Raw genomic sequence first — 23,838 nt, 5'->3', positions numbered from 1 at the left:
TCCCGACGACGAGTGAAACCCCGTGGGACACGTCCTGCGATAGCCGCTGGGCACGCGCCTGAACAATACGGACGCGCCGCAGCTCGGGACATCCGATAATGCCGCATACCGCGCTGACCGAACCGGCCAGCGCGGGGCGACGCCGGCCCCGCAACCGTGGCCCGTCCGGTTCTTCTGGCGCCGAAGAAGGATGCACCACAGGGCAATTGAAATGAAGGATCGAGAGAGTTCGTCCGCAGGACGTCCGCAGTAGCTTCGCTGACCGCCAATCCGACCCGATGCCACCAACGTCCGAATGCCTGGCCAGAGCTATGGTGCCAGCACAGCCAACACCACCCAAACCGGGCAAAACAGACAAGATCATCGTTCGCATCGAGAAGGTCAGGGGTTCGATTCCCTTTAGCTCCACTCAATAAGAAAGCCGTAGGCCACTGGCCTGTGGCTTTGTTATTGAGCAGACCGGATGACGAATTCGGCGATTCGGGTGAGTCGGGAGCAGTGAGTCGGCGGCGTCGGCGGGTTAGAGATTCGGAGTGTTCTGTATCCAGTGAAACGGTGTGTTTCGCTGTGGGAACCGGTTCGGGTCTACGCGGTCGAGTGTGAGTGTTACTTGGTGGCCGTCCAGTTCGCCAGTCAGCACTGCGTTGTCGGGGTTGGGCTGCTGGAAGGTGAGGGTGGCCTGCGTATTTCGAGGGTGGAAGGGGTGGGTCGTTGATCCGGGTTGTGGCCTGTCGCCGATCAAACGGATTCGATGGTCGGCGGCGTCTACGTCTGCGGGGACGGTTACCAGGGTGTCGTCCATTCGCTGGTAGGTGATCATGTTCGGATAGTCGAAGACCACCGTTTTCCAGCGGGTTTCGTCGGTGGTCAACGGCGGCACCGGTTGGCCGTCGCGGATGTATTGCGATACCGACCAGATGCCGTACAGCGGAGGCTTGGGCCGATCGGGCCCAACTGTGCGCCAGGCGTGCAAGCCGCCATGCACCTGCGCCGCCGCGATCCAAATGCCGAACGCGACCTGCGTCAGCGCCGCGACACGGCGCCATCTCATGGTGCGGAACGGATACGGCACGGCGGAAGGACCTGTGCCGCGGTTTAGCAGCAATACTCGTATCAACCGCCGCGCCTCGGGCGCCAGCAGCAGCAACGACATCAGCAGCAGATGTGCGGACAAGATCTTCTCCGGCACATCGAAGGTCATGTTCAGCACGAGGATCTGCAGCGTGTCGATCATGGCCAGCAACGCGCCGAGCAGCGCGGTCCGCGGAATGAACAGCAGAATCGCGGCCGTGATTTCCGCAGCGCCGAGCGCCATTTCGTACGGTCTCGACACACCTACCTGCGACCACAGCACGGCCATCGGAGTGAAGTCGCCGTACTTGGTCAATAGCGCAGTCAGCGATGGCTGCGGCATCTGCACCGCCACCGCCTTGGCGCAGCCGTAGCTCAGCATCTGGCCGGCCAGCGACAGGCGGATGACGAGGAGATACCAGCCCGCGAGCGTGCGATAGTGCGCGCGTCGCCGGTCCAGCAGCGACCATACCGCTGTCCCGGCCACCGCCACGACCAGCACGCAGAACAACAGCACCCAGAAGATTGTCTGGTCACCGACACCGCTCGGATACAGCTGCGCGGGGACACCGAACAGGCGCCGGCCCACCCAATTCAGGGCGGGCTGCACTGTCCGGACAGGCCAATACGCCGCACCGTGACCCAGCCAGAAGCCGAACCATCCGGTCAGCACGAAGACGATCGGCGGAATGAATAAGCAGACCGCGCCGAAATACAGCAGGCAGAACCGGAATGCGATGCGGGTGAGCGGTTTCCACCTCGCAGGCTCGGGTCGATCCGGCTCCGTCCCCACGTCGTCAGCGCTGTCGGACCTCGTTCGTGTTGCCGTTGTCTGGCTCATGACGCCAGCCTGGACAAGGTGGTGTTGCCGGGCCGTATGAGGTTTTCGATACGCCGGCGATATGCGCCGGATCGTAGCCTTGGGCGCATGCGTGTGTTGGTTGTCGAGGACGAGCCCTATCTGGCAGAGGCCATCCGCGATGGGCTGCGCCTGGAGGCGATCGCGGCGGACCTCGCCGGTGACGGCGACACCGCCATGGAACTGTTGCGCGTCAACGAGTACGACATCGCCGTCCTCGACCGCGACATTCCCGGGCCCTCGGGTGACGAGATCGCCGAAGGGATCGTCGCTTCGGGCAGCGGCATGCCGATCCTGATGCTCACCGCGGCCGACCGACTCGACGACAAGGCCTCCGGGTTCGAGCTCGGCGCCGACGACTACCTCACCAAGCCGTTCGAACTGCGAGAGCTCGTACTCAGGCTCAGAGCGCTCGACCGCAGGCGCGCGCACACCAGACCACCCGTAACAGAGATCGCCGGCCTGCGTCTGGACCCGTTCCGCCGTGAGGTCTACCGCGACGGCCGCTACGTCGCGCTCACCCGGAAACAGTTCGCTGTGCTCGATGTTCTTGTCGCTGCCGGAGGCGGCGTCGTCAGCGCCGAACAGCTCTTGCAGCGCGCGTGGGATGAGAACGCGGACCCCTTCACCAATGCCGTGCGCATCACCGTGTCGGCCCTGCGCAAACGGCTCGGTGAGCCATGGCTGATCGCCACGGTTGCAGGCGCCGGTTACCGCATCGATGTGGGACCGGACGTCGGCGCGGCGGGCGGCACTGGTGGATAGGGCACCCGGTGTGAGCGTTCGCCTCAAACTCACTCTCAGCTACACCGGCTTCCTCATGCTGGCCGGAGCCGTGCTGCTGGCTGCCGTGTGGCTGTACCTGCTGGACGAGGTGCCGGACGTGACCGCCTTCCCCGGGGGTGTGCTGACCCGCTTGGGGCTCGCACGGCACTTCGCGCAGGCCGCGGGCGCGGTGCTGGTCTTTCTGTTGCTGTTCGGTCTTCTGGGAGGATGGCTTCTCGCCGGCCGCATCCTCGCACCGCTGACCAGCATCACCGCCGCCACCCGCATGGCTGCGAGGGGGTCGCTCTCCCACCGGATCGAATTGCCGGGCCCGCGAGACGAGTTCCGCGAACTCGCCGACAGTTTCGACGCCATGCTCGCCCAGCTCGAAAGGCACGTCGCCGAGCAACAGCGGTTCGCCGCCAACGCCTCCCACGAACTGCGTACCCCACTGGCGATCACACAGACCCTCCTCGACGTCGCCCGCGCCGATCCGAACCGGGACACCGGTGAGCTCGATGAGCGCCTGCGCACCGTCAATTCGCGAGCGATCGCCCTGACCGAAGCACTGCTCCTGCTCAGCCGTGCCGACCAGCGATCTTTCACCCGAGAACACGTCGACTTGTCCCTCCTGGCCGAGGAAGCCGCCGAAACGCTGCTCCCACTGGCAGAAAAGAACGACGTCACCATCCAGACATCCGGGGAGATCACCCCCACCATCGGCTCGCCCGCGCTCCTGCTGCAGATGACCACGAACCTCGTGCACAACGCAATCGTCCACAACCTCCCCGAGCACGGCGCCGTGCAGGTCGACACCGCCGTCCACCCCGACTGCGTCGTACTCACCGTCGAGAACACCGGCGACATACTCGCGCCACAGGCGATCTCGACACTCACCGAACCGTTCCAGCGCGGCACCGAACGCATATCCACCGACCACGTCGGCGTCGGCTTGGGTCTCGCGCTCGTCAAGAGCATCACCCGCGCGCACAACGGAACCCTCGTCATCGTCCCGCGCCCAGGCGGCGGACTCCACGTCACAGTGCGGCTGCCCTTGGGACGCTGGTGTAACTGATTGTCGGCGTTTCGAATCCGATCCGTGTCCGGGGTCGCGACTGGCACAGCGGGTTGGCGGTGCACATGCTGGTCCGTCAGGTCCACATCGAGGAGGCCGCTTCCAACGAGAGCGGCCTCCTTTGCACTCAGCGCCGCTCATCCGCGACCAGATCGAACGACACGTCCACGCACTACGAGGGTCACCGTGCACTGACACGGCTGGCATGATCGCGGGGTGGACCTACGATTCGGTATTCAGTTGGCGCCGACGGTGACCGAGCTGCCTCAGCTGCGCGCGATGGCCAGGGTGGCGGACCGGGAAGGACTGGATCTGCTCGGCATTCAGGACCACCCGTACTCCGGCGGGCTGGCCGACACCTTCGCGGTAATCGCCACCGTGTTGGCGGAAACCGAACGGCTGCGGGTGTTTCCGGATGTGGCGAGCCTGCCGCTGCGCGGGCCCGCCATGCTCGGGAAGCAGGCTGCGACCTTGGATCTCCTCAGCGGCGGCCGATTCGAACTCGCCTTGGGCGCGGGCGCCTTCTGGCCGGCGATCGGCGCCATGGGCGGCCCGATGCGGTCGAATCCCGAAGCGCTGCAGGCGCTCGAGGAGGCCACCGCGATCATTCGGGCCATGTGGCAACCGGGAACGAAGGCGAAAGTCGAAGGCACGCACTACGCCGTGAAGGGCGTGCAGTCCGGACCCGCGCCCGCGCATCCGGTCGGGATCTGGTTCGGCAGCGTCGGCCCCAAGGCCAACGCGCTCACCGGGCGCATCGCCGACGGCTGGGCGGCGCCCATCCCGCACTACCTCCCGTACGAGAAATGGCAAGCGACACAGGACATCATCTCTGCCGCCGCCATCGACGCGGGACGTAAACCGGGCGACATCACCCGGATGGCACAGCTCGTCGGAACGATCACCGACACGCCGGGGCCGGTCACGCTCCGCGGCGAGGAACCGATTCGCACCGACGCTGCGGGCTGGGCCCGCGTTCTGGCCGATCTCGCCACGGAAACCGGCTTCGACACCTTCGTGTACTGGCCGGAGTCCGCCGACGATACCCAGCTCCACCGCTGGATCGGTGACGTCGTTCCTTCCACCCGCGCCCTGTGCGCCTGACCATCCAGGGTGCGCCGATTCGAGTAGGTTCGCATCAGCTCCACTCCCGAACGACCGCTCGTGACCGAGGCAGAGGCCGCGGGCGGTCGTCGTTTTCAATCTTTCAGAATCGCTGACTCCGCGAGCAGTAATGTGCCCGTGCACGCGGCCGCGAGCAGACGACCCTGCTCGGCCCAGTCACGCAGTCGCGCATGCCAATTCGCGATATCGGGGCGCATGAGCGCATCGATCACCCGGGCGCGGCTGTCGGCTCCGAGCGCAGGAACCACCAAGATGTCCAGCGCCTCCATCCGCGAGTCGTCGAAGGTGAAGTCCATCGGGACGCCACCACCGTCGGTGGGCGCTCGCACCCACCGACACGATGAACTCGGCAGAACGATGCAGAGGAAATCTCATCGCCCACGCCACCGCCATCACCACCAAGAATCCCCAGGTCGATGACCTGGGGATTCTTGCGTTTCATACCCCTTGCCCAGGGCCGGTCGTCGAGTACTGAACGGCCGGCGGCGGGTCGGCGACCGACTGGCCGGAATGGAATTTGCAGTAGTCCATGGGCTTACAGGCATTCGGTGAGGACTGCTTGCGGTTTCACTACTCAGTGTTACTATCTACTAGTACTCATCGACACAGAGTAGTACGAGGAGGTGATCCGTGGGCAAGCAGATGACAGAGCTGCTCAAGGGCACGTTGGAAGGCATTGTGCTGGCGATCCTGTCCGTGCGGTCGGCGTACGGGTACGAGATCACGGCGTGGCTGCGGGAGCAGGGGTTCTCCGATATCGCCGAGGGCACCATCTACGCCCTGCTGATCAGGATCGAGAAGAAGGGCCTGGTCGACGTCGAGAAGGTCGCCTCGGAGAAGGGGCCACCGCGCAAGGTGTTCACCCTCAATGCGCAGGGGCGGGACTATCTCGACGAGTTCCGCAGGAGCTGGAACTTCCTTTCCGAACGGCTCGAACAACTTCACGAAGGCGGCAAATAGTCATGGATATCTCGAAACTCACCGCAAAGGTGATCGGCGACCTCGGCGACAAGCGACGGTGGCGGCAGTACAAGGAGCGCGCACGACGACTGCCGGCGAACTACCGCACTGCGATCGACGCGTTCGAGCGGTACCTGATGGTGTACGGGCCGGGCGGCAGTGTCGCCATGTTCGAGGACCTCGCCGATCTTTTCGAGCAGAGTGCGGCGGATCGCACGCCGATTCGGGAGGTCGTCGGCGACGACCCGGTGGAATTCATCGAGACGTTCGCCCGGAACTACCAGGAGGACGCCTGGGTCAACCGCGAACGGAAGCGGCTGGTCGACGCCATCGAGCGTGCCATGGGCGACGACACCGGCAGCTGACCATCGCAGCCTGAAGGGAGAGCACCCCGATGGGGAAGATCGTTCATGTCGTCCACCAGTCCCTGGACGGCTACATCGAAGGGCCGAATGGTGAATTCTACTGGCCCACCATGGATTCCGACGTCGACACGTATTGGCGCGAACTCGCCGACACGGCGGGGACCTTCCTCTACGGGCGGGTCACCTGGGACTTCATGTCCGAGTACTGGCCCCGCGCCGAGCAATGTGCCTTCCATCCCGGCGACGCCGACTTCGCGCCAGTCTGGCTGGCCAAGCCGAAAGCCGTCGTGTCACGCACGCTCGACAGTGCGCGATGGAATACTCGTGTGTTCTCCGACTTCGGGTCCCTGGCCGATGCGGCGGCGCGTGAGCAGGGGAACTTCCTCCTGTGTGGTGGATCCGAACTCGCGTCATCGTTGACTCGCGACGGATTGATCGACGAGTACCACATTTTCGTGCACCCGGTCCTGTTCGGCGGCGGCAAGCCCGCTTTCACCGATGTGAATGTCGGTGCGGCCCTGCGATTGAGCGAATCGCGGGTGCTGGACAAACAAGTCGTTCTGCTGCGCCACGAACGGCTCGAGACATCGAATTCACCGGGATGACCAGCGCGACCTGACTGATCAACGCCACGCGGAACGCAGCGTGGTCGAATGGTCGACCGGACGGGCCCCACCGCCGACGCGGTCCACGAGTGCGGGGTCATGGCGAACGAACGAGTTGTAGTAACCCAGTCCGGTCAGACCCAGCCACGCCACCACCGCAGTACCCAAACCTGGGGCGAAGATCGCATATGCGAGGAAAACCACCGCCACGACAGCGATCAGAACGAAATCGAGCATCTTCCCGTTCACCGAGAACTCCTGGTTGGACGACGAAACGCGTACTTGCCGACCAGGCTTCCCGGCACACCCAGCAATGACGGTACGCCTGCAAGCGGTCGACGGTACCGGGATTCGTACCGAATGCTCTGCCGCCGCTAAGAAATCGACAATTTTGTGCGCGGGTCGGGGATGGAAGCGTCAAGAACTCCGGGGAGTCTTCCGGGTGGATATGCAATGGGAGCTCAGGCCATGTCGAAGCTGGAGGCAGGTTATGGGCATCATCGGCAGGGAAGTCTGCCTGTCGTCGTTCCATGTGCAGTGGTCGCCGGCGGAGGAGGTGTACATCGCGCGCTCCGACCAGCACCCCGGTCTCGCCGCTCGCGATGAGTGGTCCTCCCTCGCCGCCATCGACACCCTGATCGATGTGATCGAACGCCGAGGGCGGCACGAGGATTGGTCGGGGCGGCCCGCCGCGTGAGATACGCCGGCCCCGGCTCCTATCTCGAGTTCGATCGTCGGCGGGAGCTGTTGCGGACGAACCTGTGGTTCGTGCCAACGCTCGAAGTGCTGGCGGCGGTGGGGCTTTTCGTCCTCACCTATGCCCTCGATCGAGCGGTGTATCGGGGCGCGCTGGCGGTGCCGTCGTGGATCATCGGCGGTACGCCCGATGCCGCCCGGCAGGTGCTGACCGCGATCGCGGCCGCGATCATCACCGTCGTCGGCATGGTCTTCTCGATCACGATCGTGGCACTGACGCTGGCCTCGACCCAGTTCGGTCCGCGCATGCTGCGGAACTTCATGCGCGATCGCGGCACCCAGTTCACGCTGGGGACCTTCGTGGCGAGCTTCGTCTATGCGATCGCCGCACTGGTGCCGGTCGGCGCGGATTTCGTTCCGCACATCTCGACGAAACTCCGGACATCCTGGGGTCCAGGCAGGCCCCAGCGGACGTCGGACCCGGCCTACACCTCGATCTGCGAGCCCATGATGACCGTGCGGTCCCGGGGAAGGCCGAAGTATTCGGCGGCGTCGGCGGTGATGTGGCTGGTGGCGATGAACAGGCGTTTGCGCCAACGGGCCATGGTGGGTTCCGGGCCGGGGCGGAGTTCGATGGTGGACAGGAAATACGAAGCCTGGGCCAAGTCCAGCGGGCCTTCGGTTTCGGCGGGGTCGAGCAATGCGAGTGCGGATGGGACGTCGGGGGTTTCCATGTAGCCGTAGCGGGCGGTCACGTGGATGATGCCGTCTTCGCGGTAGTCCAGGTGGTCGATGGCGATGCGTTGATCGACCGGAACCCGCGGGACCGGTTCGGTTTTGATCGACAGGAATACGACCTGCTGGTGCCGTACATGGTTGTGCTCGACATTGGCGCGCATGGCCAATGGGGCGGTTTCCTTGCCGCGGTTGAGGAATACCGCGGTGCCGGGGACGGTGACAGTTGCCGGCACGCCGTCCTGCAACTGGTCGATGAACACTCGCAGCGCCCCTTCGCGCTGTTCACGGTCGGCGGTGACGATTTCGCGGCCGCGCTGCCAGGTGGTCATGATGGTGAACGCGGTGATGCCGATCAGCAGCGGCAGCCAGGCTCCGTGCACGAGCTTGGTGAGGTTCGCCGCGACGAACAGCAGGTCGACGATCAACAGCGGGATCGCACCGAGGGCGATGAGCCACATCGGTGTATGCCAACGTGCCCGTGCGACATAGAAGAACAGCAGGGTGGTGATGGTGATGGTGCCGGTCACCGCCATACCGAAGGCGAAGGCCAATGCGGCCGAGCTGCGGAAGGCGAACACCAGCGTCAGGACCGACACCATCAGCAGCCAGTTGATCCACGGCACGTAGATCTGCCCGATGGTCGATTCGGAGGTGTGCGCGATCCGCAGCCGTGGTAGGTAGCCGAGCTGGGCGGCCTGGGCGGCAACGGAATACGCGCCGGTGATCACCGCCTGCGAGGCGATGACAGTGGCCGCGGTGGCCAGGATGACCATCGGCAGTCGTCCCCAGCCGGGGACGAGCAGGAAGAACGGGGCGCTGGCGTTGGCGGGGTCGTCGAGGATCAGCGCCCCCTGCCCCAGGTAGCTGAGCGCGCAGGCCGGGAAGACGAGGAACAGCCAGCCGCGGGTGATGGCGCGCCGGCCGAAATGGCCCATGTCGGCGTAGAGCGCCTCGGCGCCGGTGACCGCGAGCACGACCGCGGCGAGTGCGAAGAACGCGATTCCGAAGTGGCCGAACAGGAATCCGAGCGCATAGGTGGGTGAGAGCGCCTTCAGGATTTCCGGATGCGCGGCGATGCCGGTGACGCCCAGTGCGCCGATGGTCACGAACCACACGATCATCACGGGCCCGAACATGCGGCCCACCGCCGCGGTGCCACGCCGCTGTACGAGGAACAGGCCGATGATGATCACCGCCGTGATCGGCACGACCAGCTCCGCGAGCGAGGGCTGTACCACCTTCAGACCCTCGACGGCCGACAACACCGAGATCGCCGGGGTGATCATGCTGTCGCCGAAGAACAGTGACGCACCGAAGATTCCGAGCGCCGACAGCGCGAGCGCGGTGCGCCGCCCGCCCGGCGCGACCCAGCGCCGCAGCAGCGTGATGAGCGCCATGATGCCGCCCTCGCCCTCGTTGTCGGCGCGCATCGCCAGCAGGACGTAGGTGACGGTGACGATGATCATGACCGACCAGAACACCAGCGACGCGACACCGAACACGTTGTCGCGGCTCACCGGAACCGGATGCGGGTCACCGGGATCGAACACCGTTTGCAGGGTGTAGATCGGGCTGGTGCCGATATCGCCGAACACCACACCGAGCGCACCGACGATGACCGCCAGCCGGGCCGTGTCGTGCGCGGCGGATATGCCCGGTGTCGACTGTAGGGCGGGGGTGTCACCCGTTGCCCCCGTAGGTCGCTGCTCGGTCACAGTGGTACCTCCTCCGAGCGGGCGGCCGTGCGGATGCCCGCGAATCGTGCCGGACGTTACCGGCTCGCAGGCACGACGTCCGACACGCCCTCATTCCAGCGCGGCGGTCACCACTGCAACGGCCGAAACGGGTCTCGGCCAACGCGATGTCAGGCTCGAGACGTCGCGGCAAGCCCTCCCGCCCTGCGGTGGCGCAAGCTCAGCACTACGCCGTGGGTTGCCAGCTCGTCCAGCAGCACCGAGTCATCGTGATCACCGGCCATTCGAACCCTCTCCTTGCTGCCCGGAAGAAAACTCCGGACAGGAGATGGAAGATAGGCGCGGCCGAGCCGCGGCAACAGCGCCCTTGACGGACCCTGAGCGCTGCCGACCAGCTTCTTTGCAGGATCTATACGACCTGATGACGAAGCCGCCGCGACCCTTTCGGGTGCGCGGCGGCTCCTGTCCTCGGCGCGACCAGACATGCCGGTGACGGCTGCGCCGGAGGTCGGTCAGCCCTGGCCGGGCTTGTGGCCGTGGTTCGCCTTCTTCTTGCCGCGGGCGCGCTTCTTACTGGCTCGTTTGGACATGTATTCCTCCCGGAGGATCCCCGGCTGGGTCAGGCAGTGTGGGCGAGTTGGCTACTCCACGTGGCGAGCCGGGTGCGGGCACGCGAATTGCGCACCAGCGCAGCAGCTTTCATAGGCGCCGTGCCCTCGTAGTAGCCGCCGTTCATGACCGGCGTGCTGGGTGTGGCCAGCTGGACCAGTACGGCTGCGGCGCTGTCGAGCGACGCGGTGCGGTGGCTGCGCAGGCGCGGCAGATCGATCTCGAAGTCGGCCGGATGCACGCTGACCGAGGTCAGTCCGTCCGGCCCGGTTTCGGCCAGGGAGCGGCTGAACATCGTCAGCGCCAGCTTGGACTGCGCGTAGATCGCGAATGGGGTGTAGATGCCGCGATTGCGGTCCAGATCCGAGTAGTCGATGTTGCCGGCGGCGTGCAGCCTCGACGTGACAGCGACGACCCGGCCCCGGGCCGCTTCGACCGCGGGAATCAGCGCCATGGTCAGGCGGTGCGGCGCGAGATAGTTGACCTGGAACGTCATTTCGTGCCCGTCCTCGGTGTGCGTGCGCGCATCGGGAGCCGCGATGGACGCGACATTGATCAGCGCGTCCAGGCGAGTGAACTCCGCAGCCAGGGTGCGGGCGAGCTCGTCGACCTCGGCCAGGCGGGTGAAATCGGCCTGCACCATGCGCACCTGGCCAGGCTCGGCCGTGGCCTGCAGGCGCTGCATCGTCTCGTCGGCGTGGTTCTTGTCCAGAATGTGCGCGATGACGGTATCGCCGTCGGCGATCACCCGCTGCGCCGTCGCGAAACCGAGGCGCGTATCGGCCCCGGTCACGAGGACGGTGCGGGCACTGGACAGGAATGCGGACATAGCTCTCCGATCAATGAGGGGTGGCCCGCGCCGAGGCGCGAAAGCACACGAGAGGTTCGCGATGACACTCGCGGGAAGGTGTGGAACGTCGCACTGACACTGGCGAATCCGCGACGCAGATACGCTGCGCGGCAACGGATATGACGAACCGGCTAGGCCGGACTCGGCGGCTCGTCCTCACTCTGGAAGCCGAAGAGCTCCAGAGCGGACGGCATGTGCTCGACTCGATACCGGGCAACGTCGACAGCGACGCGCAGGGCGCGACGAGGGCCGACGATTGCAGTCACACCTGGGATATCACCCCATCGAGCAACCCCGGGCAATACGTCCCCGCCCGGTTTGACGAATCTTTGACATGCCCCGACGCTGAAGGCCGGTAGCCCGGCATGGCAGATCAGGCCTGCCCGCTCGCGCCCACCCACGAGCCGTGCGGTGCCGCTGGGTCATGCGTTGATTGGTCGGGCAATCACTGGTCGATTCGTCGCTATCTGCGCGGTTGATCCGTCGCGACGGATCCGAGGAATTGGTCGCTACCTTCCACCGACCTCATACCCCGGAACCACCGCGACGGGGCGGATCGGGTGGGTGGTTGGTGAATCCCGCCGAGGATGCGGCGCAGGAGGCGATGATCGTGCTGTATCGCAAGATCGGAACTCTGCGGGCCACGGGTGCGCTGGCCTCCTGGATGTTTCGGATCGTGCGCAACGAATCCTGCGCGGCTGTCCCATGTGCTGGGCGATCGGCCTGATCCAGACGATCTCACGAGGGCGTCTGCGACGCTCCTGCACCGACGACGCCTGCCACCTGACCCGCGCCGAAGGGAGCGTCAGGCGCGGGCCGCGCGCACCGACACGGTGATCGCGGCCGCGACCATGATCGCGACTGCGGCGATGAGAGCCGTTGCCGCCCAGCCGAACCAGCTCACCGCGGCCGCGCCGAATGCGGTACCCGCACTGCCACCGACGAAGTACACCAGCATGTACGCGCTGTTGAAACGAGCTGTCGCGGCCGAATCGATGGCGAGCACGGTGCTCTGATTGGCGACCTGCGCGGCGAACAATCCGGCATCGAACAGGCCCAGACACGCCAACGTGACAACGGTATTCGACAGGCTCGTCGCGAGAATCACGGTCGCGGCGGCCGCGAGCCCGAGCCCGGCCAGGATCACCCGGCGCGCCCCGACCCGATCGGTCCAGGCCCCGGCGACCCGTGTCGCCACGATGCCGAGCAGTCCGGCGCAGGCGTAAAGCCCGATGCGCTCGGCGGAATACGAGAACGGCGGTTCCGACAGGGCCACCGCCAGTCCGGCCCACACCGCGCAGAATGCGAAGAACCACAACGCACCTCGCACGGCCGCCAGCCGCAAGACCGGGAACCGCGCGTACAGTCCCGGCAGTCCGCGCAGCAGCCCCAGGTAGCTGGTGCCTGCCTTCCCGGTTTCGGCGGGCAGCACCGCGCGCGCCGCGACCGCCACCACTGCGCAGGCCGCCGCCAGCAGAAGCAGCATGCCGCGCCACCCGATGGCATCGGCCAGCCACCCGCCCACGATGCGCCCCAACAGAATTCCCGCCGAGATCCCCGCCGTGACCACGCCCAGCACGGTCGCCCGCCGCGCCGGTTCCGCGAGTCGGCCCGCCACCGAACTCAATTGGGCCCCGACCGAGGAGCCGGCCCCGATCACGCCGATGGCGAGGCCGAGCAGCCACGGCGACCCGACCGCCGCCGCCCCGGCCAGCGCCACCCCCAGCGCCCAGAACTGCACCGCCACCACCGTCCGCGGCGCCAACCGATCCGCCAGCGGCACCAGTAGCGCGAGCCCCGCCATGTACCCCACCGGCCCGCACGCCAGCGCTCCCCCGACCTCGGCGAGCGATGCCCCGAGCGACCCGGCCACCGCCGCGATGGCCGGCTGCAGTGGATAGATACTGGCAGTCCCCAGCGCGGCCGCGACGGCCATGAACCACACCACCGGCGTTCGCAGGCCCGTAACCCGTTCAACGGCAATCAGTTCCGTTTCCATGTTCTCGACGCTACGAACACCTCACCCATGCGGCTGGCGAGAATCAGACATCACCGTCAGGCCGGCAGCGGCGTGCGGGCGGTCGAGCTGGCGCTCGACGCGGTCATCGCCCGCATCGACGGTTCGACGCGGAACTCCCGGTAGTCGGCGCAGTCGCCGCCCTCACACGGATCCGAGATGAGCCAGGGCGGCCTCCGCGGCATTGGCGCCGCACATGCCGTGGGCACCCGGGCCGGGCGGGGTCGCGGCGGAGCAGATGTACATGCCGGGAATCCCGATCGCATACGGGGACAAGGTGATTCGTGGGCCGAAGACGAGCTGACGGATGTCCTTGGAGCCGGTCATGATGTCGCCGCCCGTGAAATTCGGGTTGTGGGCGGCGAATTCGGCGGTCGGGCTGACGGTGTAGCCGATGACGCGGTCACGGAAGCCGGGAGCGAACTGCTCGATGCGCCCGATGATCGCCTCGGTGGCATCGCCGGTATAGCCGTGCGGGACATGGGCGTAGGCCCACACCGGGTGGACATCACCCACCGAGCGTTGCGGGTCGGCCAGATATTGCTGGCTGACCAGGACGTACGGCCGCTCGGGCAGCCGACCGGCATGGATGTCGCGCTCCGCGGCGGCGACCTCGGCGAACGGACCGCCCAGATGGACAGTCCCGGCGCGGCGGGCATCCGGGTTGGTCCAGGGCACACCCTCCGCGACCGCGAAGTCGACCTTGAACGCACCCGGTCCGCGCCGGAATCGCCGGTACGCGTGGGAGATTCGCGACGGCAGCCGGTCGCCGAGGATCTCGGCCACCGATTCCGGGGCCAGATCGAACATGGTGAGGTCGGCCTGCGGCAGTTGCGCGGCCGTGTCGATCCGGACGCCGGTCTCGATCTTGCCGCCGAGGTCGGCGAGCAGAGCCGCCAGCGCGTCGGCGATGGCCTGCGAGCCACCGGCCGCCACGGGCCACCCGTAGCGATGTCCGGCGGTGAGGATGCCCAGGCCGATGGCCGAGGTCATCGGCAGGTGCAACGGCCGGAAGGCATGCGCCGCAACACCTCCGAACAGCGCCCGCGCCTCCTCGGTCCGGAAGATCCGGGCCAGCGTCGAGGCGGGCAGCGGGGTCGGTGCGCCGAAGCGGGCCAGGGTCAGCGGGTGCCGGGGCACCCGCAGCAGGGGTTGCAGGATGTCCTCGGCCAGGGCGTCGTAGCGGGCGGAGGGCGCGCCGAACAACGACGTCCAGCGCTGCCCGTCGCGGCCGAGGCCGGCGGCGGTGCGCTCGACCGACCGGTGCAGGACGCCGGCCCGGCCGTCGGCGAGCGGGTGCACGCAGTCGATCTCCGATGTGCGCCAGGACAATCCGTATCGATCGAGTCCGAGGTCACGCAGGAACGGCGAGCCCGCGGCCATCGGGTGGACCGCCGAGCAGTGGTCGTGCAGCAGTCCGGGAACGATGGCCTCGACGGTGCGGGTGCCGCCCCCGATCTCCGGGTCGGCCTCCAGGACGGTGACCCGCACGCCCGCCCGGGCGAGGGCCACGGCGGCGGCGAGTCCATTGGGCCCGCCGCCGACGACGGTCGCGGTGGTCATGCCAGCGCTCCGTGACCGTGCTGCTGCTGGTCGCGAATCTCCGCCGGGCCGAGCACTTCTCGCTGCGGCCGGGTCCAGGTGACCGCCAGCGGGATCGGGCCGTTGGGCAGCCACGGCTGCTCCGCCACGGCGTCGGCGACCTTCCAGGTGCCCCGCTCGATCACCCCGAGTGCGGCGTCGATGACCTGGTAGTGCTGCACCTTGCTGCCCCACGCCTGCGATTCCACCCAGACGACAACCGCCTCGCCCGGTTCGAAGCGGGCTTCGCGCTGTACGGCGGCGATGAAGTCCGCATTGTGCAGGTGCCCGTCGCCGAAGTTGAAGCCGATCACCGAGTTGCAGAGGAATTCGCCCTCGCGCACGGTGCGGGCATCGATGTCGGGCAGGTTCGTCAGCAGCACCGAGAACAGGCCGCGGCCCTGGCTGTGCATGGTGCGCCAGGCGACGACCTGATGCATGGTCACCTCGGCCCACGCCGGCTCGTAGCCGAATTCGACGAACTGGTCGACTTGGTTCTTGGCGGAACGCGTCACCCTATCCAGTTTGCCCTCCGCGCCGGGGGCGAAGGCCCACACCGCCGAGGCCCAGTTGCCGGCGTACTGCCGCATGGACGGCAGGAACGACACCTTGTCGGGCCGGAAATTGCCGAGGATCGGGAAGACCAGCAGTCCGGCGATCAACCCGAGTACGAGCCACGGCGAGGAGAGGTCGAAGACGCCGTAGCCGTGCCAGTTCGGGAAGCCCAGGAAGAGGAACACCGTCGCGTAGGCGAAGAGCACGTTCCATTCCAGCGGCACCGCCAGCGGGAAGGTCGACACGATAAACAGGTGGAAGATCACCATCACCGCGACGGCCGCCAGGGTGAGCCAGCGGTTGGTGGAGAACAGCAGCACCAGCGGCGTGATCATCTCGACCGTGGTGCCGCCGACGTGCGCCATCACATCGGCGATGCGGGACGGGCGCAGATCGCGCGGGAAGTCCCGGTAGTGCGCGCGTTTGAACCAGGTGAACGGTACCGATGGGCTGTTGCTCACCATGGGCGGCACTACCTGCGAGAAGTGCTTGCCGAACTTGGAGACACCCGCGCCCACCCACACGACGACGATGAGCAGTTTCAGCGCGATGATCATGTCGACGAAGGGCAGCACCGCGAAGAAGAACAGGGCGGGCAGATACTGTTCGCCACGGGCGGCCAGGAAAATGGTCTTGTCCCGCAACCCGTTCAGGATGAGCAGCACGATCGGCGCGATGAGCAGCGCCGGATTCACCAGGCCGGAGGTGTTGCCCGGTACCGCCGCCGACAGCGAATCACTGTGCACGCCAGGCGAGCACAGCGCGACCGCCACGCTCACCAGCAGCGCGATGTACAGCGTGATGTCGAACCAGCCGCGCCGGTCGCCCGCGGTGAACGGCACCCAGGTCCACGGCCGCAGCCGGATGGTGCGCGGCCGCGCCCAGAACCGGATGCCGCCGGTCATGGGTTTCACCTTGCCCGCCAACGGACCCCACGAGCCGGCGATGCCGATGCTCTCCAGCAGGACGGTCCACAGGATGACCTTCTGGTAGACGATCGGCTGGTTCCACCACTCGCCCACGTGCCAGAACGCGGGCAGATGCGAGGTGGTGGTGGCGACGACAATGCCGCCGAGGGCGTACAGCACGATCAGTTTCAGGATGTAGATCGTGTGCACCATGCGCGGTGAGCCGAAGCCGTGTTCGGCCCAGTTGACGGCCAGGATCCGCATGCGCTCCATGAGCGGCAGCCGCAGGAAGTGTTCGGGCTCCACGGCGGGCAGATCGGGTTCGATGAATCCCATGACGATGCTCCTTGCTGAAAGTGACGGGAATCAGAGCGTTTGCGCGTCGAGGCGGCGCAGCGCGGGTTTGTCGATCTTGCCGACCGCGTTCTTGGGCAGCTGGTCGAGAATCGAGATGGAGACCGGCAGTTTGTATTTCGCCAATCCCCGGCGGGCGTGCTCTCGAATGCCGTCGGCGTCCAGGGCGGCGCCGGTGGTGAGGGCGGCGAACAGGATCGGCTGTTCGCCGTAGACCGGGTCGGGCCGGCCCACGACAGCCGCCTCGGCGATCTCGGGCAGCTGATAGACGACGGTCTCGATCTCCTTGGGGTAGATGTTCTCGCCGCCGCGGATGATCATGTCCTTGGCCCGGTCCACCAGGACCAGATAGCCATCCTCGTCCAGCCGCCCGATATCGCCGGTGTGCAGCCAGCCGTCGACGACGGTAACGGCGGTGACCTCGGGCCGATTCAGGTAGCCGCGCATGACATTCGGGCCGGAGATCAGGACCTCGCCGACCTCCCCTGCCGGCGCGTCGTCACCGTCCGGATCGAGGATGCGAATGCGCTGGCCCGGCAGCGGCAGACCGACCGTGCCCGGCTTACGCAGTCCGGCAATCGGATTGATCGTGCTGGCACACGTGCCCTCGGACAGGCCGTAGCCCTCCACGACCGGGATGCCGTAGCGGGCCTCGAATTTCGCCAGCACCCCGATGCTCGCCGGGGCGGCCCCGCAGATGGCGAATCGCACCGACGAGGTATCCGGGTGTACATCCGCGGGCCGGTCGGCCAGCATGGCGTAGATGGTCGGTACGGCGGAAAAGTATGTGGGCCACGCCTTTTCGATCCGGTCGAGGAAGCTGCCCGCGTCGAACCGGCCCGCGACGGTGGTGCGCCCGCCCGCCAGTAGCGGGGACAGCACGCTCACCACGATCCCGTTGACGTGGAACAGCGGCAGGACCAGCAGGCTGTGGTCGCTCTCGTTGAGATCCAGCGCGTCGATGACCATGCCGCACATGGCGAGCAGGTTGGCGTGGTCGAGCATGACCCCTTTGGGCCGCCCGGTGGTGCCGCTGGTGTAGATGAGCAGGGCCAGCGCGCCGGGGTCCGCGTCGATCGGCTCGATGTCGATACCGGGGCCCGCGAGCAGCTCGCCCAGCGGGACGACCTCGCACCCGGGGCCATCGAACGGCGCATCGGTGACCATCGCCTTCGCGCCGGCGTCGGCCACCTGGAAGGCGATCTCGTCGTCGACCAGCGCCGGATTCACCGGTGTGACCGCCGCGCCCAGCCGCCACGCGGCGAACAGCGTCACCACCAGGTCCGCGGTATTGGGCAGCCGCACCGCGACCACGTCGCCGGCGCCGACACCGTGGCCGCGCAGGGTCGCGGCGGCCCGCTGCACCGCCGCGAGGAACCGGGTGTTGTCGAGATCGGCCCAGTCGTCGGCGAGAGCGGGGGCGGTCGGACGGGCAGCGGCCCTGCGATCGGGTAGCGCCGGGAGGTTCATGAGTTATGTCCTTGGGGGAGGAAAAGTGATGGCGACCACGGTAGAAGTCGCCGGCCCCCGCGCCACCGTCGTGTGTGAACGAAGTTCCGGACCGTATTCGTCGCCCGGAGACAACCCGCTCGGCGAATCCGCCGCCACCGCGCGGTCCCGGATCTACGGTGGAGGGGTGACGGTTGCGCGGCACGACGGCGACGTCGCGGTGGGCCGCTATCTGGAAGCGATCGCCGCCCGGTTGAACGCCAGGGTGACGCAGGTGAGCGCCGCCATTCGCGACGCACTGGAGGACGACATCGTCGTGCTGCGCGGCGATACCCGCACGGTGGAGTTGCTCGGCGCGAGCGTCGAAGCGAATGTGGACACCCTGCTGCACGGCGTGCGCCACGACATTCCGGTGGACTGCATCCAGCCTCCCGGCGCGGCCGTCGAGTACGCCAGACGTCTCGCGCAGCAAGGTATTCCGGTCAATGCGCTGGTGCGTGCCTATCGGCTCGGGCAGCGCCGGATGACCGAGATCGTGTTCGCCGAGTTGCGCGCCATGGACATTCCGGCGGTCGAGCGGGTCACCGCCATCGAGCGCATCACGGCGATCATGTTCGAATACATCGACCGCATCACCGAGCAGGTCGTGCTGATCTACGACGACGAGCGCGAGCGATGGCTGGAGAGCCGGAACAGTCTGCGCGCGCTACGCGTCCGCGAATTACTGACCAGTCGCAAGACCGTCGACGTGGACGCCGTGTCCACCGCCCTCCGGTATCCGCTGCGCTGGCATCACGTGGCGCTGGTGCTCTGGTATTCGGACTCCGAGGACGACGAGATCCGCCGCCTGCAACAGTTCGTCCGGGAGCTCGGGCAGGAGCTGGCGGTGGAGGCGAATCCCCTGTTCGTGGCCACTGATCCGGCCAGCGCGTGGGCCTGGCTGCCCTATCGCGCGGATCCCGGCGATCCGGTCGCGCGCATTCGGGCCCGGGTCGCCGCCGAGTCCGGCCCGCCCGGTATCGCCATCGGCCCGGCCCAGCCGGGCCTGGACGGCTTCCGGGCGTCTCATCGGCAGGCCGAGCAAGCCCACGGCGTAGCGCTCGCCCGCGGACTGCCGAATCCGGTGCTGGCCGCATCGGAACCGGGTCTCGCGGCAGCGGCGCTGCTGGGCGGCGATCTCGGCGAAACCCGCGAGTGGGTGGGCGAGGTACTGGGAGATCTCGCCTGCGACACCGACAATGACGAACGCCTGCGCGAAACCCTGCGCGTATTCCTGCGCAGCGGTTCGAGTTTCAAGGCCGCGGCCGGCGAACTGGATCTGCATTTCAATTCCGTGAAATACCGCGTCGGCCGAGCCATCGAGCGCCGCGGCCGGCCGATCACCGGCGATCGGCTCGATGTCGAACTCGCCCTGCTGGCCTGCCACTGGTACGGCCCGGCGGTGCTGCGCCCGCAGGGCTGAGATCGCAAGCGGCCGCCGAACGCGGAGGACAGGACCGGGTCTCATCTTCGTCTCCGCGACACAATGGCAGCGGCGCGCCGGCGGCCTACCTTTCTCGCCATGAATTCCCCCAATTCCACGAGGAGTGACTCATGGTGACCAATTCCGACTACGCCGCCGAACCCGCACCGGCCGACGAACTGGCCGCACCGCTGGATCTACTGCTGACCGGCTCGGCCGTCGGCATCGGCCGTCGGATGCTGCCCAACAATTCCTGGAGCCGGCTGGCCGTGCACCTGGCCCGGCGGCCCCGTGTGGTGGGCGGGCGGGTGTTGGCGCTGCGGCACGAGCTGACGGATATCGCGCGTGGCCGGTCCGAACGGGCTCCGGCCAAGGCCGACAAGCGCTTCGCCGATCCGGCGTGGCAGAGCAATCCGATCCTGAAGCGCAGCATGCAGGCGTATCTGGCCGCCAGCGACACCGCCGAGGAACTGCTCACCGATGCGCATCTGGATTGGAAGGACGAGCAGTGGATACGCTTCGTGATCGACAATGTCCTCGAAGGGGTGTCGCCGAGCAACAATCCGCTGCTCAATCCGCTGGGCTGGAAGGCGCTGGTCGACACCGGCGGGGCGAGCGCGGTGCGCGGGCTGCGGCGCTTCGTCGGCGATATGGCCCGGGCGCCCCGGGTTCCCGCCATGGTGGAGCCGAATGCCTTCACGGTGGGCGAGAACGTCGCGGTCACGCCGGGTTCGGTGGTGCTGCGCACCGAGGTCTTCGAGCTGATCCAGTACACGCCGCAGACCCCGCGGGTGCACACGGTCCCCTTGCTCGTGGTGCCGCCGGTGATCAACAAGTACTACATCATGGATATCGCGCCGCACCGCAGCATGATCGAGTACTTCCTGTCGCAGGGCCAGCAGGTGTTCGCCATATCGTGGCGTAATCCCTCGGCCGCGCAACGGGATTGGGGTTTCGACACCTACGGCCAGGCCATCATCGACGCGCTCGGCGCCGTCGAGACGATCACCGGTTCCGAACGCACCCACCTGCAGGCGTCGTGCTCCGGCGGCATTCTGGCGGCCATGACAGCGGCCCACCTCACCGAGATCGGGCAGGATCACCGGCTGGCGGGGCTGACCCTGATGGTGACCGTCCTCGACCAGGCCCGCGCCGGATTCGCCGCGGCCGCCATCGACGAGGACACCGCCAAGACGGCCATCGCGGTCTCCCAGCGCCGGGGCTACCTGGACGGCCGCGCGCTGGCGGAGGTGTTCGCCTGGCTGCGGCCTACCGATCTGGTCTGGCGGTACTGGGTCAACAACTATCTGCAGGGCCGCGCGCCCGCGCCCTTCGACGTGCTGTTCTGGAATGCCGACACCACCCGCATGACCGCCGCCCTGCACCGCGACATGGTGCTGATGGGCGTGCACAACTCGCTCACCGTCCCCGGCGGGGTGCACATGCTCGGCACACCCGTGGACCTGTCGCGGGTAACCGTGGACACCTATGTGGTGGCCGGGCTCGCCGACCACATCTCGCCGTGGCAGGCCTGCTATCGCAGCGCCCGGCTGCTGGGCAGCAAGGATTGCCGATTCGTGTTGTCCACCAGCGGCCATATCGCCGCGCTGGTGAATCCGCCCGGAAATCCGAAGGCCGCCTACCGCGTCGGCGCGCCCGACGACGCCGATCCGGCCGCATGGGTGGACAACGCTGCGCAGCAGTCCGATTCGTGGTGGCCCGACTACGCACAATGGCTCGCCGAACGCAGCGGACCGGAGAGGGACGCACCGGCGACGCTCGGCGCCCCCGATCTGCCGGCCCAGGACCCGGCCCCTGGAACCTATGTGCACACTCACTGAAAGGCACACCGTGACAACACGACTCGACTCACCCGCCGACCTGATCGGCCTGACCGGACAGCCGCTCGGTACCACCGAATGGATCGAGGTCACCCAGCCGCAGGTGCAGCTGTTCGCCGACGCCACCGGCGATCACCAATGGATCCACACCGATCCGCGGCGGGCCGCCGACGGGCCCTTCCACGGCACCATCGCGCACGGCTATCTCACGCTCTCGCTGGCGCCGGTGATGATCGCCGACGTCCTCGAGATCCGCGACCTCACCGCGGCGCTGAACTACGGCCTGAACAAGGTCCGCTTCCCCGCGCCGGTCCCGGTGGGGTCCAAGATTCGGGCGGTGGTGACGCTGAATGCCGCGCAGCGGAAGACCTCCGGCGTGGAGGCGGTGTTCGGCCTCACCTATGAGATCGACGGCAGCAACCGCCCCGCCTGCGTCGCCGACGTCGTGGTGCTCTACCCGTGAGCACGCCGATGCCCGCCGACGACGTCGAGCAACGGCTCATTCCCGTACTGGGACAGCAGATTCGAGTCCGGGTGCACTGGGGCGAGGGCGTTCCGCTGGTGCCGCGCCCTCATCCTGGTCTCCACCGGCACCGGCGTGCTCATGGTCCCCATCCGGCCGCAGCATCAAGAGACGACGCGGGCGGCTGCGCGGATTACCTGGTGGGTTCGGGGTGGGATGTCGGGGTGTGGATGATGTCGAAGTAGACGGTCTTGTCGTCGGCCGTGGGATAGACGCGGTAGGTGAAGTCCTTGTCGTTCAAGGTGACGATGTCGACCACGCGGGTGAATTGTTCTTGGCCCGCATCATTTTTCGCGACGATGGTGCGAGTTCTGCCGTCCGGGGAGACGGACCAGTCACCGTGCATTTTCGGGGTGTCGTCGAGGTTGAACATCGTGAAGGTGCCGTCGGGCTTGAAGTAGGCGAAGCCGACGTAGTTCTTGACATTGTCGTCGGTGAGAGGGACCGCTGCGCCGTGGGCGTCGGTCGCGGAGGTGGTCTCCCAGGGTGTGGCGGCCAGCATGGCGGCGGGCGAGCCCGGCGTGACCGCCGCGGATGCCGAGGTGGGCGCCGCACCGGAGGTGGTGGTCGGGATCGGCTCGCTGCTGTTGCTACTGCAAGCGCCGAGCAGGCCGGCCGCCGCGAGGGCCATGGCAAGAGTCGCGATCTTTTTCGTCATCTCTTTACCTGTCATCGGACTCACTGTAGTTATCCGGTGACGAGACTCCGCTCGACGAAACGCTGGCAAGCCTGCACCGCCGCGGCCAGGCCGAAGGCGTCGGGCGGCCGGCGCGGAGCAGCGCTTCGACGCCGCGGCGGAATCGCTCGTCATCGGTCACGAAGACCGGGCGCAGCGTGGCCTCGGAAGGGATTGCGGCCGAGTCGGGTTCGTCGACTCAGTTGCCCTGGGCGGCAACCGAAATCGGCTGCCACTTACGCCAGGTCTCCAGGCGCGATTCGTAGTCCGCGGTGGCGATGGCCAGCGGAATCTCGCCGAGGAAGATGCGCAGCGGGGGCTCGTCGGCGTCGACCACGGCGAGAATGGCCTGACTGGTGGCGCCGGGGTCACCGCGGCGAACCCACGAACGCTGAGCGGCGCGGGCCGCGCGGGAACCGTCATAGGCAGGATTCGGGGTGGCGTGCCGCGAGGATGGACCGGCCCAGTCGGTGTCGAAGCCGCCCGGCTCGATGAGGGTCACATGAACGCCGAAGGGCGCGACCTCCTGCGCCAGCGACTGGGACAGACCCTCGAGCGCCCACTTCGAGGCGTGGTAGGCGCCCAGATTCTGGAAGGCGGAGATACCGCCGATGCTGGAGACCTGCAGGATGTGGCCGCTGCCCTGCGCACGAAGGATGGGCAGCGCGGCCTGGGTCACCCACACCGCGCCGAACACATTGGTCTCCAGCTGATCCCGGAGCTCCTGTTCGGTGAGCTCCTCGACCATGCCGAACTGGCCGTAGCCGGCATTGTTCACGACGATGTCGAGGCGTCCGAAATGGTCGGCCGCCTGCCGCACGGCGGCGAAGTCGGCCGCGCGGTCGGTCACATCGAGCCGCAGCGCCAGGAAGGTCTCCGGATACTTGGCGACCAGCTCGTCGAGGGTGCTCAGATCGCGTGCGGTACCCGCGACCCGGTCCCCCCGCTCCAGTGCGGCGAGCGCCCACTCCCGCCCGAAACCCCTTGATACACCGGTGATGAACCACACTTTGCTCATGTTCTCCGACCCTAAACAGCTGGAGTGCACTCCAAGCAAGGG

At 67.2% G+C, this 23,838-nt stretch carries 23 protein-coding genes and 1 pseudogene; 12 read left to right on the top strand and 12 right to left on the bottom strand.

Going from position 1 to position 23,838, the window contains the following annotated elements:
• Positions 1-520: 520 nt before the first annotated feature.
• On the bottom strand, positions 521-1,681 hold the full coding sequence (locus tag AB0L60_RS17745; RefSeq protein ID WP_364614554.1) for a DoxX family protein: 1,161 nt from the start codon (positions 1,679-1,681) through the stop codon (positions 521-523).
• Between the two features lie 318 nt (positions 1,682-1,999).
• Between AB0L60_RS17745 and AB0L60_RS17740 the strand changes: the two genes are divergently transcribed.
• The 3 genes from AB0L60_RS17740 (at position 2,000) to AB0L60_RS17730 (ending at position 4,874) form a co-directional block, all read left to right on the top strand.
• A complete protein-coding gene (locus AB0L60_RS17740) occupies positions 2,000-2,695 on the top strand; it encodes a response regulator transcription factor (protein ID WP_364614551.1) in 696 nt (231 codons plus the stop codon).
• A 10-nt stretch (positions 2,696-2,705) separates the two neighbouring features.
• Positions 2,706-3,770, top strand: a complete 1,065-nt coding sequence (locus tag AB0L60_RS17735) for a HAMP domain-containing sensor histidine kinase (protein ID WP_364614548.1) — start codon at positions 2,706-2,708, stop codon at positions 3,768-3,770.
• A gap of 252 nt (positions 3,771-4,022) precedes the next feature.
• The gene (locus AB0L60_RS17730) at positions 4,023-4,874 is read left to right on the top strand and encodes an LLM class flavin-dependent oxidoreductase (protein WP_364614545.1); all 852 of its coding nucleotides are present in this window, start codon (positions 4,023-4,025) and stop codon (positions 4,872-4,874) included.
• A gap of 95 nt (positions 4,875-4,969) precedes the next feature.
• Here AB0L60_RS17730 and AB0L60_RS17725 read toward each other — a convergent pair whose 3' ends face one another.
• Positions 4,970-5,191 carry a hypothetical protein gene (locus AB0L60_RS17725; RefSeq protein ID WP_364614542.1) on the bottom strand — a complete coding sequence of 74 codons (222 nt, stop codon included), beginning with the start codon at positions 5,189-5,191 and terminating at the stop codon, positions 4,970-4,972.
• A gap of 334 nt (positions 5,192-5,525) precedes the next feature.
• Between AB0L60_RS17725 and AB0L60_RS17720 the strand changes: the two genes are divergently transcribed.
• From AB0L60_RS17720 to AB0L60_RS17710, 3 genes are read left to right on the top strand one after another with little or no spacing between them, the layout of a single operon-like run.
• Positions 5,526-5,855: a PadR family transcriptional regulator gene (locus tag AB0L60_RS17720; RefSeq protein ID WP_354836178.1), complete on the top strand. Its 330-nt coding sequence runs from the start codon at positions 5,526-5,528 to the stop codon at positions 5,853-5,855.
• Between the two features lie 2 nt (positions 5,856-5,857).
• The gene (locus AB0L60_RS17715; protein ID WP_364614538.1) at positions 5,858-6,220 is read left to right on the top strand and encodes a DUF1048 domain-containing protein; all 363 of its coding nucleotides are present in this window, start codon (positions 5,858-5,860) and stop codon (positions 6,218-6,220) included.
• A gap of 29 nt (positions 6,221-6,249) precedes the next feature.
• Entirely contained in the window at positions 6,250-6,825 is a 576-nt protein-coding gene (locus tag AB0L60_RS17710) for a dihydrofolate reductase family protein (RefSeq protein WP_364614535.1), read from the top strand.
• Positions 6,826-6,843: 18 nt separating this feature from the next.
• On the opposite strand, the gene AB0L60_RS17705 is transcribed toward AB0L60_RS17710, so the two are convergent.
• Positions 6,844-7,074, bottom strand: coding sequence for a hypothetical protein (locus AB0L60_RS17705; protein WP_364614532.1), 231 nt, complete (start codon positions 7,072-7,074; stop codon positions 6,844-6,846).
• Positions 7,075-7,315: 241 nt separating this feature from the next.
• On the opposite strand from AB0L60_RS17705, the gene AB0L60_RS17700 reads away from it, so the two are divergent.
• Positions 7,316-7,522, top strand: a complete 207-nt coding sequence (locus tag AB0L60_RS17700) for a hypothetical protein (RefSeq protein ID WP_364614599.1) — start codon at positions 7,316-7,318, stop codon at positions 7,520-7,522.
• Positions 7,432-7,890: pseudogene (locus AB0L60_RS17695) on the top strand (DUF2254 family protein); the annotation flags it as partial. The gene AB0L60_RS17700 and the pseudogene AB0L60_RS17695, both read left to right, overlap by 91 nt.
• A gap of 116 nt (positions 7,891-8,006) precedes the next feature.
• Here the strand turns inward: AB0L60_RS17695 and AB0L60_RS17690 are convergent.
• The 3 genes from AB0L60_RS17690 to AB0L60_RS17680 all read right to left on the bottom strand — a co-directional run bounded on the left by AB0L60_RS17690 (position 8,007) and on the right by AB0L60_RS17680 (position 11,678).
• Positions 8,007-9,911, bottom strand: coding sequence for a potassium transporter Kup (locus AB0L60_RS17690; protein ID WP_364614596.1), 1,905 nt, complete (start codon positions 9,909-9,911; stop codon positions 8,007-8,009).
• Between the two features lie 661 nt (positions 9,912-10,572).
• Positions 10,573-11,391 carry an SDR family NAD(P)-dependent oxidoreductase gene (locus AB0L60_RS17685; protein ID WP_364614529.1) on the bottom strand — a complete coding sequence of 273 codons (819 nt, stop codon included), beginning with the start codon at positions 11,389-11,391 and terminating at the stop codon, positions 10,573-10,575.
• Positions 11,392-11,543: 152 nt separating this feature from the next.
• Positions 11,544-11,678 (bottom strand): hypothetical protein, encoded by a 135-nt coding sequence (locus AB0L60_RS17680; RefSeq protein WP_364614526.1) that lies wholly within the window; start codon positions 11,676-11,678, stop codon positions 11,544-11,546.
• Positions 11,679-12,016: 338 nt separating this feature from the next.
• Between AB0L60_RS17680 and AB0L60_RS17675 the strand changes: the two genes are divergently transcribed.
• On the top strand, positions 12,017-12,139 hold the full coding sequence (locus AB0L60_RS17675) for a hypothetical protein (RefSeq protein ID WP_364614593.1): 123 nt from the start codon (positions 12,017-12,019) through the stop codon (positions 12,137-12,139).
• Positions 12,140-12,217: 78 nt separating this feature from the next.
• On the opposite strand, the gene AB0L60_RS17670 is transcribed toward AB0L60_RS17675, so the two are convergent.
• The 4 genes from AB0L60_RS17670 to AB0L60_RS17655 all read right to left on the bottom strand — a co-directional run bounded on the left by AB0L60_RS17670 (position 12,218) and on the right by AB0L60_RS17655 (position 18,297).
• Positions 12,218-13,411, bottom strand: coding sequence for an MFS transporter (locus AB0L60_RS17670; protein WP_364614523.1), 1,194 nt, complete (start codon positions 13,409-13,411; stop codon positions 12,218-12,220).
• 162 nt (positions 13,412-13,573) lie between these two features.
• On the bottom strand, positions 13,574-14,992 hold the full coding sequence (locus AB0L60_RS17665) for an NAD(P)/FAD-dependent oxidoreductase (RefSeq protein WP_364614520.1): 1,419 nt from the start codon (positions 14,990-14,992) through the stop codon (positions 13,574-13,576).
• Positions 14,989-16,809, bottom strand: coding sequence for a DUF3556 domain-containing protein (locus AB0L60_RS17660; protein WP_364614517.1), 1,821 nt, complete (start codon positions 16,807-16,809; stop codon positions 14,989-14,991). The genes AB0L60_RS17665 and AB0L60_RS17660 overlap by 4 nt, the downstream gene beginning before the upstream one ends.
• Before the next feature lie 30 nt (positions 16,810-16,839).
• Positions 16,840-18,297, bottom strand: coding sequence for an AMP-binding protein (locus AB0L60_RS17655; protein WP_364614514.1), 1,458 nt, complete (start codon positions 18,295-18,297; stop codon positions 16,840-16,842).
• A gap of 28 nt (positions 18,298-18,325) precedes the next feature.
• On the opposite strand from AB0L60_RS17655, the gene AB0L60_RS17650 reads away from it, so the two are divergent.
• The 3 genes from AB0L60_RS17650 to AB0L60_RS17640 all read left to right on the top strand — a co-directional run bounded on the left by AB0L60_RS17650 (position 18,326) and on the right by AB0L60_RS17640 (position 22,042).
• On the top strand, positions 18,326-19,738 hold the full coding sequence (locus AB0L60_RS17650) for a helix-turn-helix domain-containing protein (protein ID WP_364614511.1): 1,413 nt from the start codon (positions 18,326-18,328) through the stop codon (positions 19,736-19,738).
• 131 nt (positions 19,739-19,869) lie between these two features.
• On the top strand, positions 19,870-21,579 hold the full coding sequence (locus AB0L60_RS17645) for an alpha/beta fold hydrolase (RefSeq protein ID WP_364614508.1): 1,710 nt from the start codon (positions 19,870-19,872) through the stop codon (positions 21,577-21,579).
• Positions 21,580-21,589: 10 nt separating this feature from the next.
• Positions 21,590-22,042, top strand: a complete 453-nt coding sequence (locus AB0L60_RS17640; protein WP_364614505.1) for a MaoC family dehydratase — start codon at positions 21,590-21,592, stop codon at positions 22,040-22,042.
• Between the two features lie 193 nt (positions 22,043-22,235).
• Here AB0L60_RS17640 and AB0L60_RS17635 read toward each other — a convergent pair whose 3' ends face one another.
• Positions 22,236-22,775, bottom strand: a complete 540-nt coding sequence (locus AB0L60_RS17635) for a DUF4822 domain-containing protein (RefSeq protein WP_364614502.1) — start codon at positions 22,773-22,775, stop codon at positions 22,236-22,238.
• Between the two features lie 202 nt (positions 22,776-22,977).
• Positions 22,978-23,796: an SDR family oxidoreductase gene (locus AB0L60_RS17630; RefSeq protein WP_364614499.1), complete on the bottom strand. Its 819-nt coding sequence runs from the start codon at positions 23,794-23,796 to the stop codon at positions 22,978-22,980.
• Positions 23,797-23,838: the final 42 nt, after the last annotated feature.

Source organism: Nocardia sp. NPDC051981 (genome assembly GCF_040680715.1).
Taxonomy (GTDB): Bacteria; Actinomycetota; Actinomycetes; order Mycobacteriales; family Mycobacteriaceae; genus Nocardia.
The sequence above is the reverse complement of the archived record's forward strand: the minus strand, read 5'-3'. Positions and strand labels throughout refer to the sequence as shown.

Coding starts and splice junctions, on each gene's coding strand:
- AB0L60_RS17740 (WP_364614551.1), top strand. CDS start 2,000: ATGCGTGTGTTGGTTGTCGAGGACGAGCCCTATCTGGCAGAGGCCATC.
- AB0L60_RS17725 (WP_364614542.1), bottom strand. CDS start 5,191: ATGGACTTCACCTTCGACGACTCGCGGATGGAGGCGCTGGACATCTTG.
- AB0L60_RS17715 (WP_364614538.1), top strand. CDS start 5,858: ATGGATATCTCGAAACTCACCGCAAAGGTGATCGGCGACCTCGGCGAC.
- AB0L60_RS17710 (WP_364614535.1), top strand. CDS start 6,250: ATGGGGAAGATCGTTCATGTCGTCCACCAGTCCCTGGACGGCTACATC.
- AB0L60_RS17700 (WP_364614599.1), top strand. CDS start 7,316: ATGGGCATCATCGGCAGGGAAGTCTGCCTGTCGTCGTTCCATGTGCAG.
- AB0L60_RS17685 (WP_364614529.1), bottom strand. CDS start 11,391: ATGTCCGCATTCCTGTCCAGTGCCCGCACCGTCCTCGTGACCGGGGCC.
- AB0L60_RS17675 (WP_364614593.1), top strand. CDS start 12,017: ATGATCGTGCTGTATCGCAAGATCGGAACTCTGCGGGCCACGGGTGCG.
- AB0L60_RS17670 (WP_364614523.1), bottom strand. CDS start 13,411: ATGGAAACGGAACTGATTGCCGTTGAACGGGTTACGGGCCTGCGAACG.
- AB0L60_RS17665 (WP_364614520.1), bottom strand. CDS start 14,992: ATGACCACCGCGACCGTCGTCGGCGGCGGGCCCAATGGACTCGCCGCC.
- AB0L60_RS17660 (WP_364614517.1), bottom strand. CDS start 16,809: ATGGGATTCATCGAACCCGATCTGCCCGCCGTGGAGCCCGAACACTTC.
- AB0L60_RS17655 (WP_364614514.1), bottom strand. CDS start 18,297: ATGAACCTCCCGGCGCTACCCGATCGCAGGGCCGCTGCCCGTCCGACC.
- AB0L60_RS17650 (WP_364614511.1), top strand. CDS start 18,326: ATGGCGACCACGGTAGAAGTCGCCGGCCCCCGCGCCACCGTCGTGTGT.
- AB0L60_RS17645 (WP_364614508.1), top strand. CDS start 19,870: ATGGTGACCAATTCCGACTACGCCGCCGAACCCGCACCGGCCGACGAA.
- AB0L60_RS17635 (WP_364614502.1), bottom strand. CDS start 22,775: ATGACAGGTAAAGAGATGACGAAAAAGATCGCGACTCTTGCCATGGCC.
- AB0L60_RS17630 (WP_364614499.1), bottom strand. CDS start 23,796: ATGAGCAAAGTGTGGTTCATCACCGGTGTATCAAGGGGTTTCGGGCGG.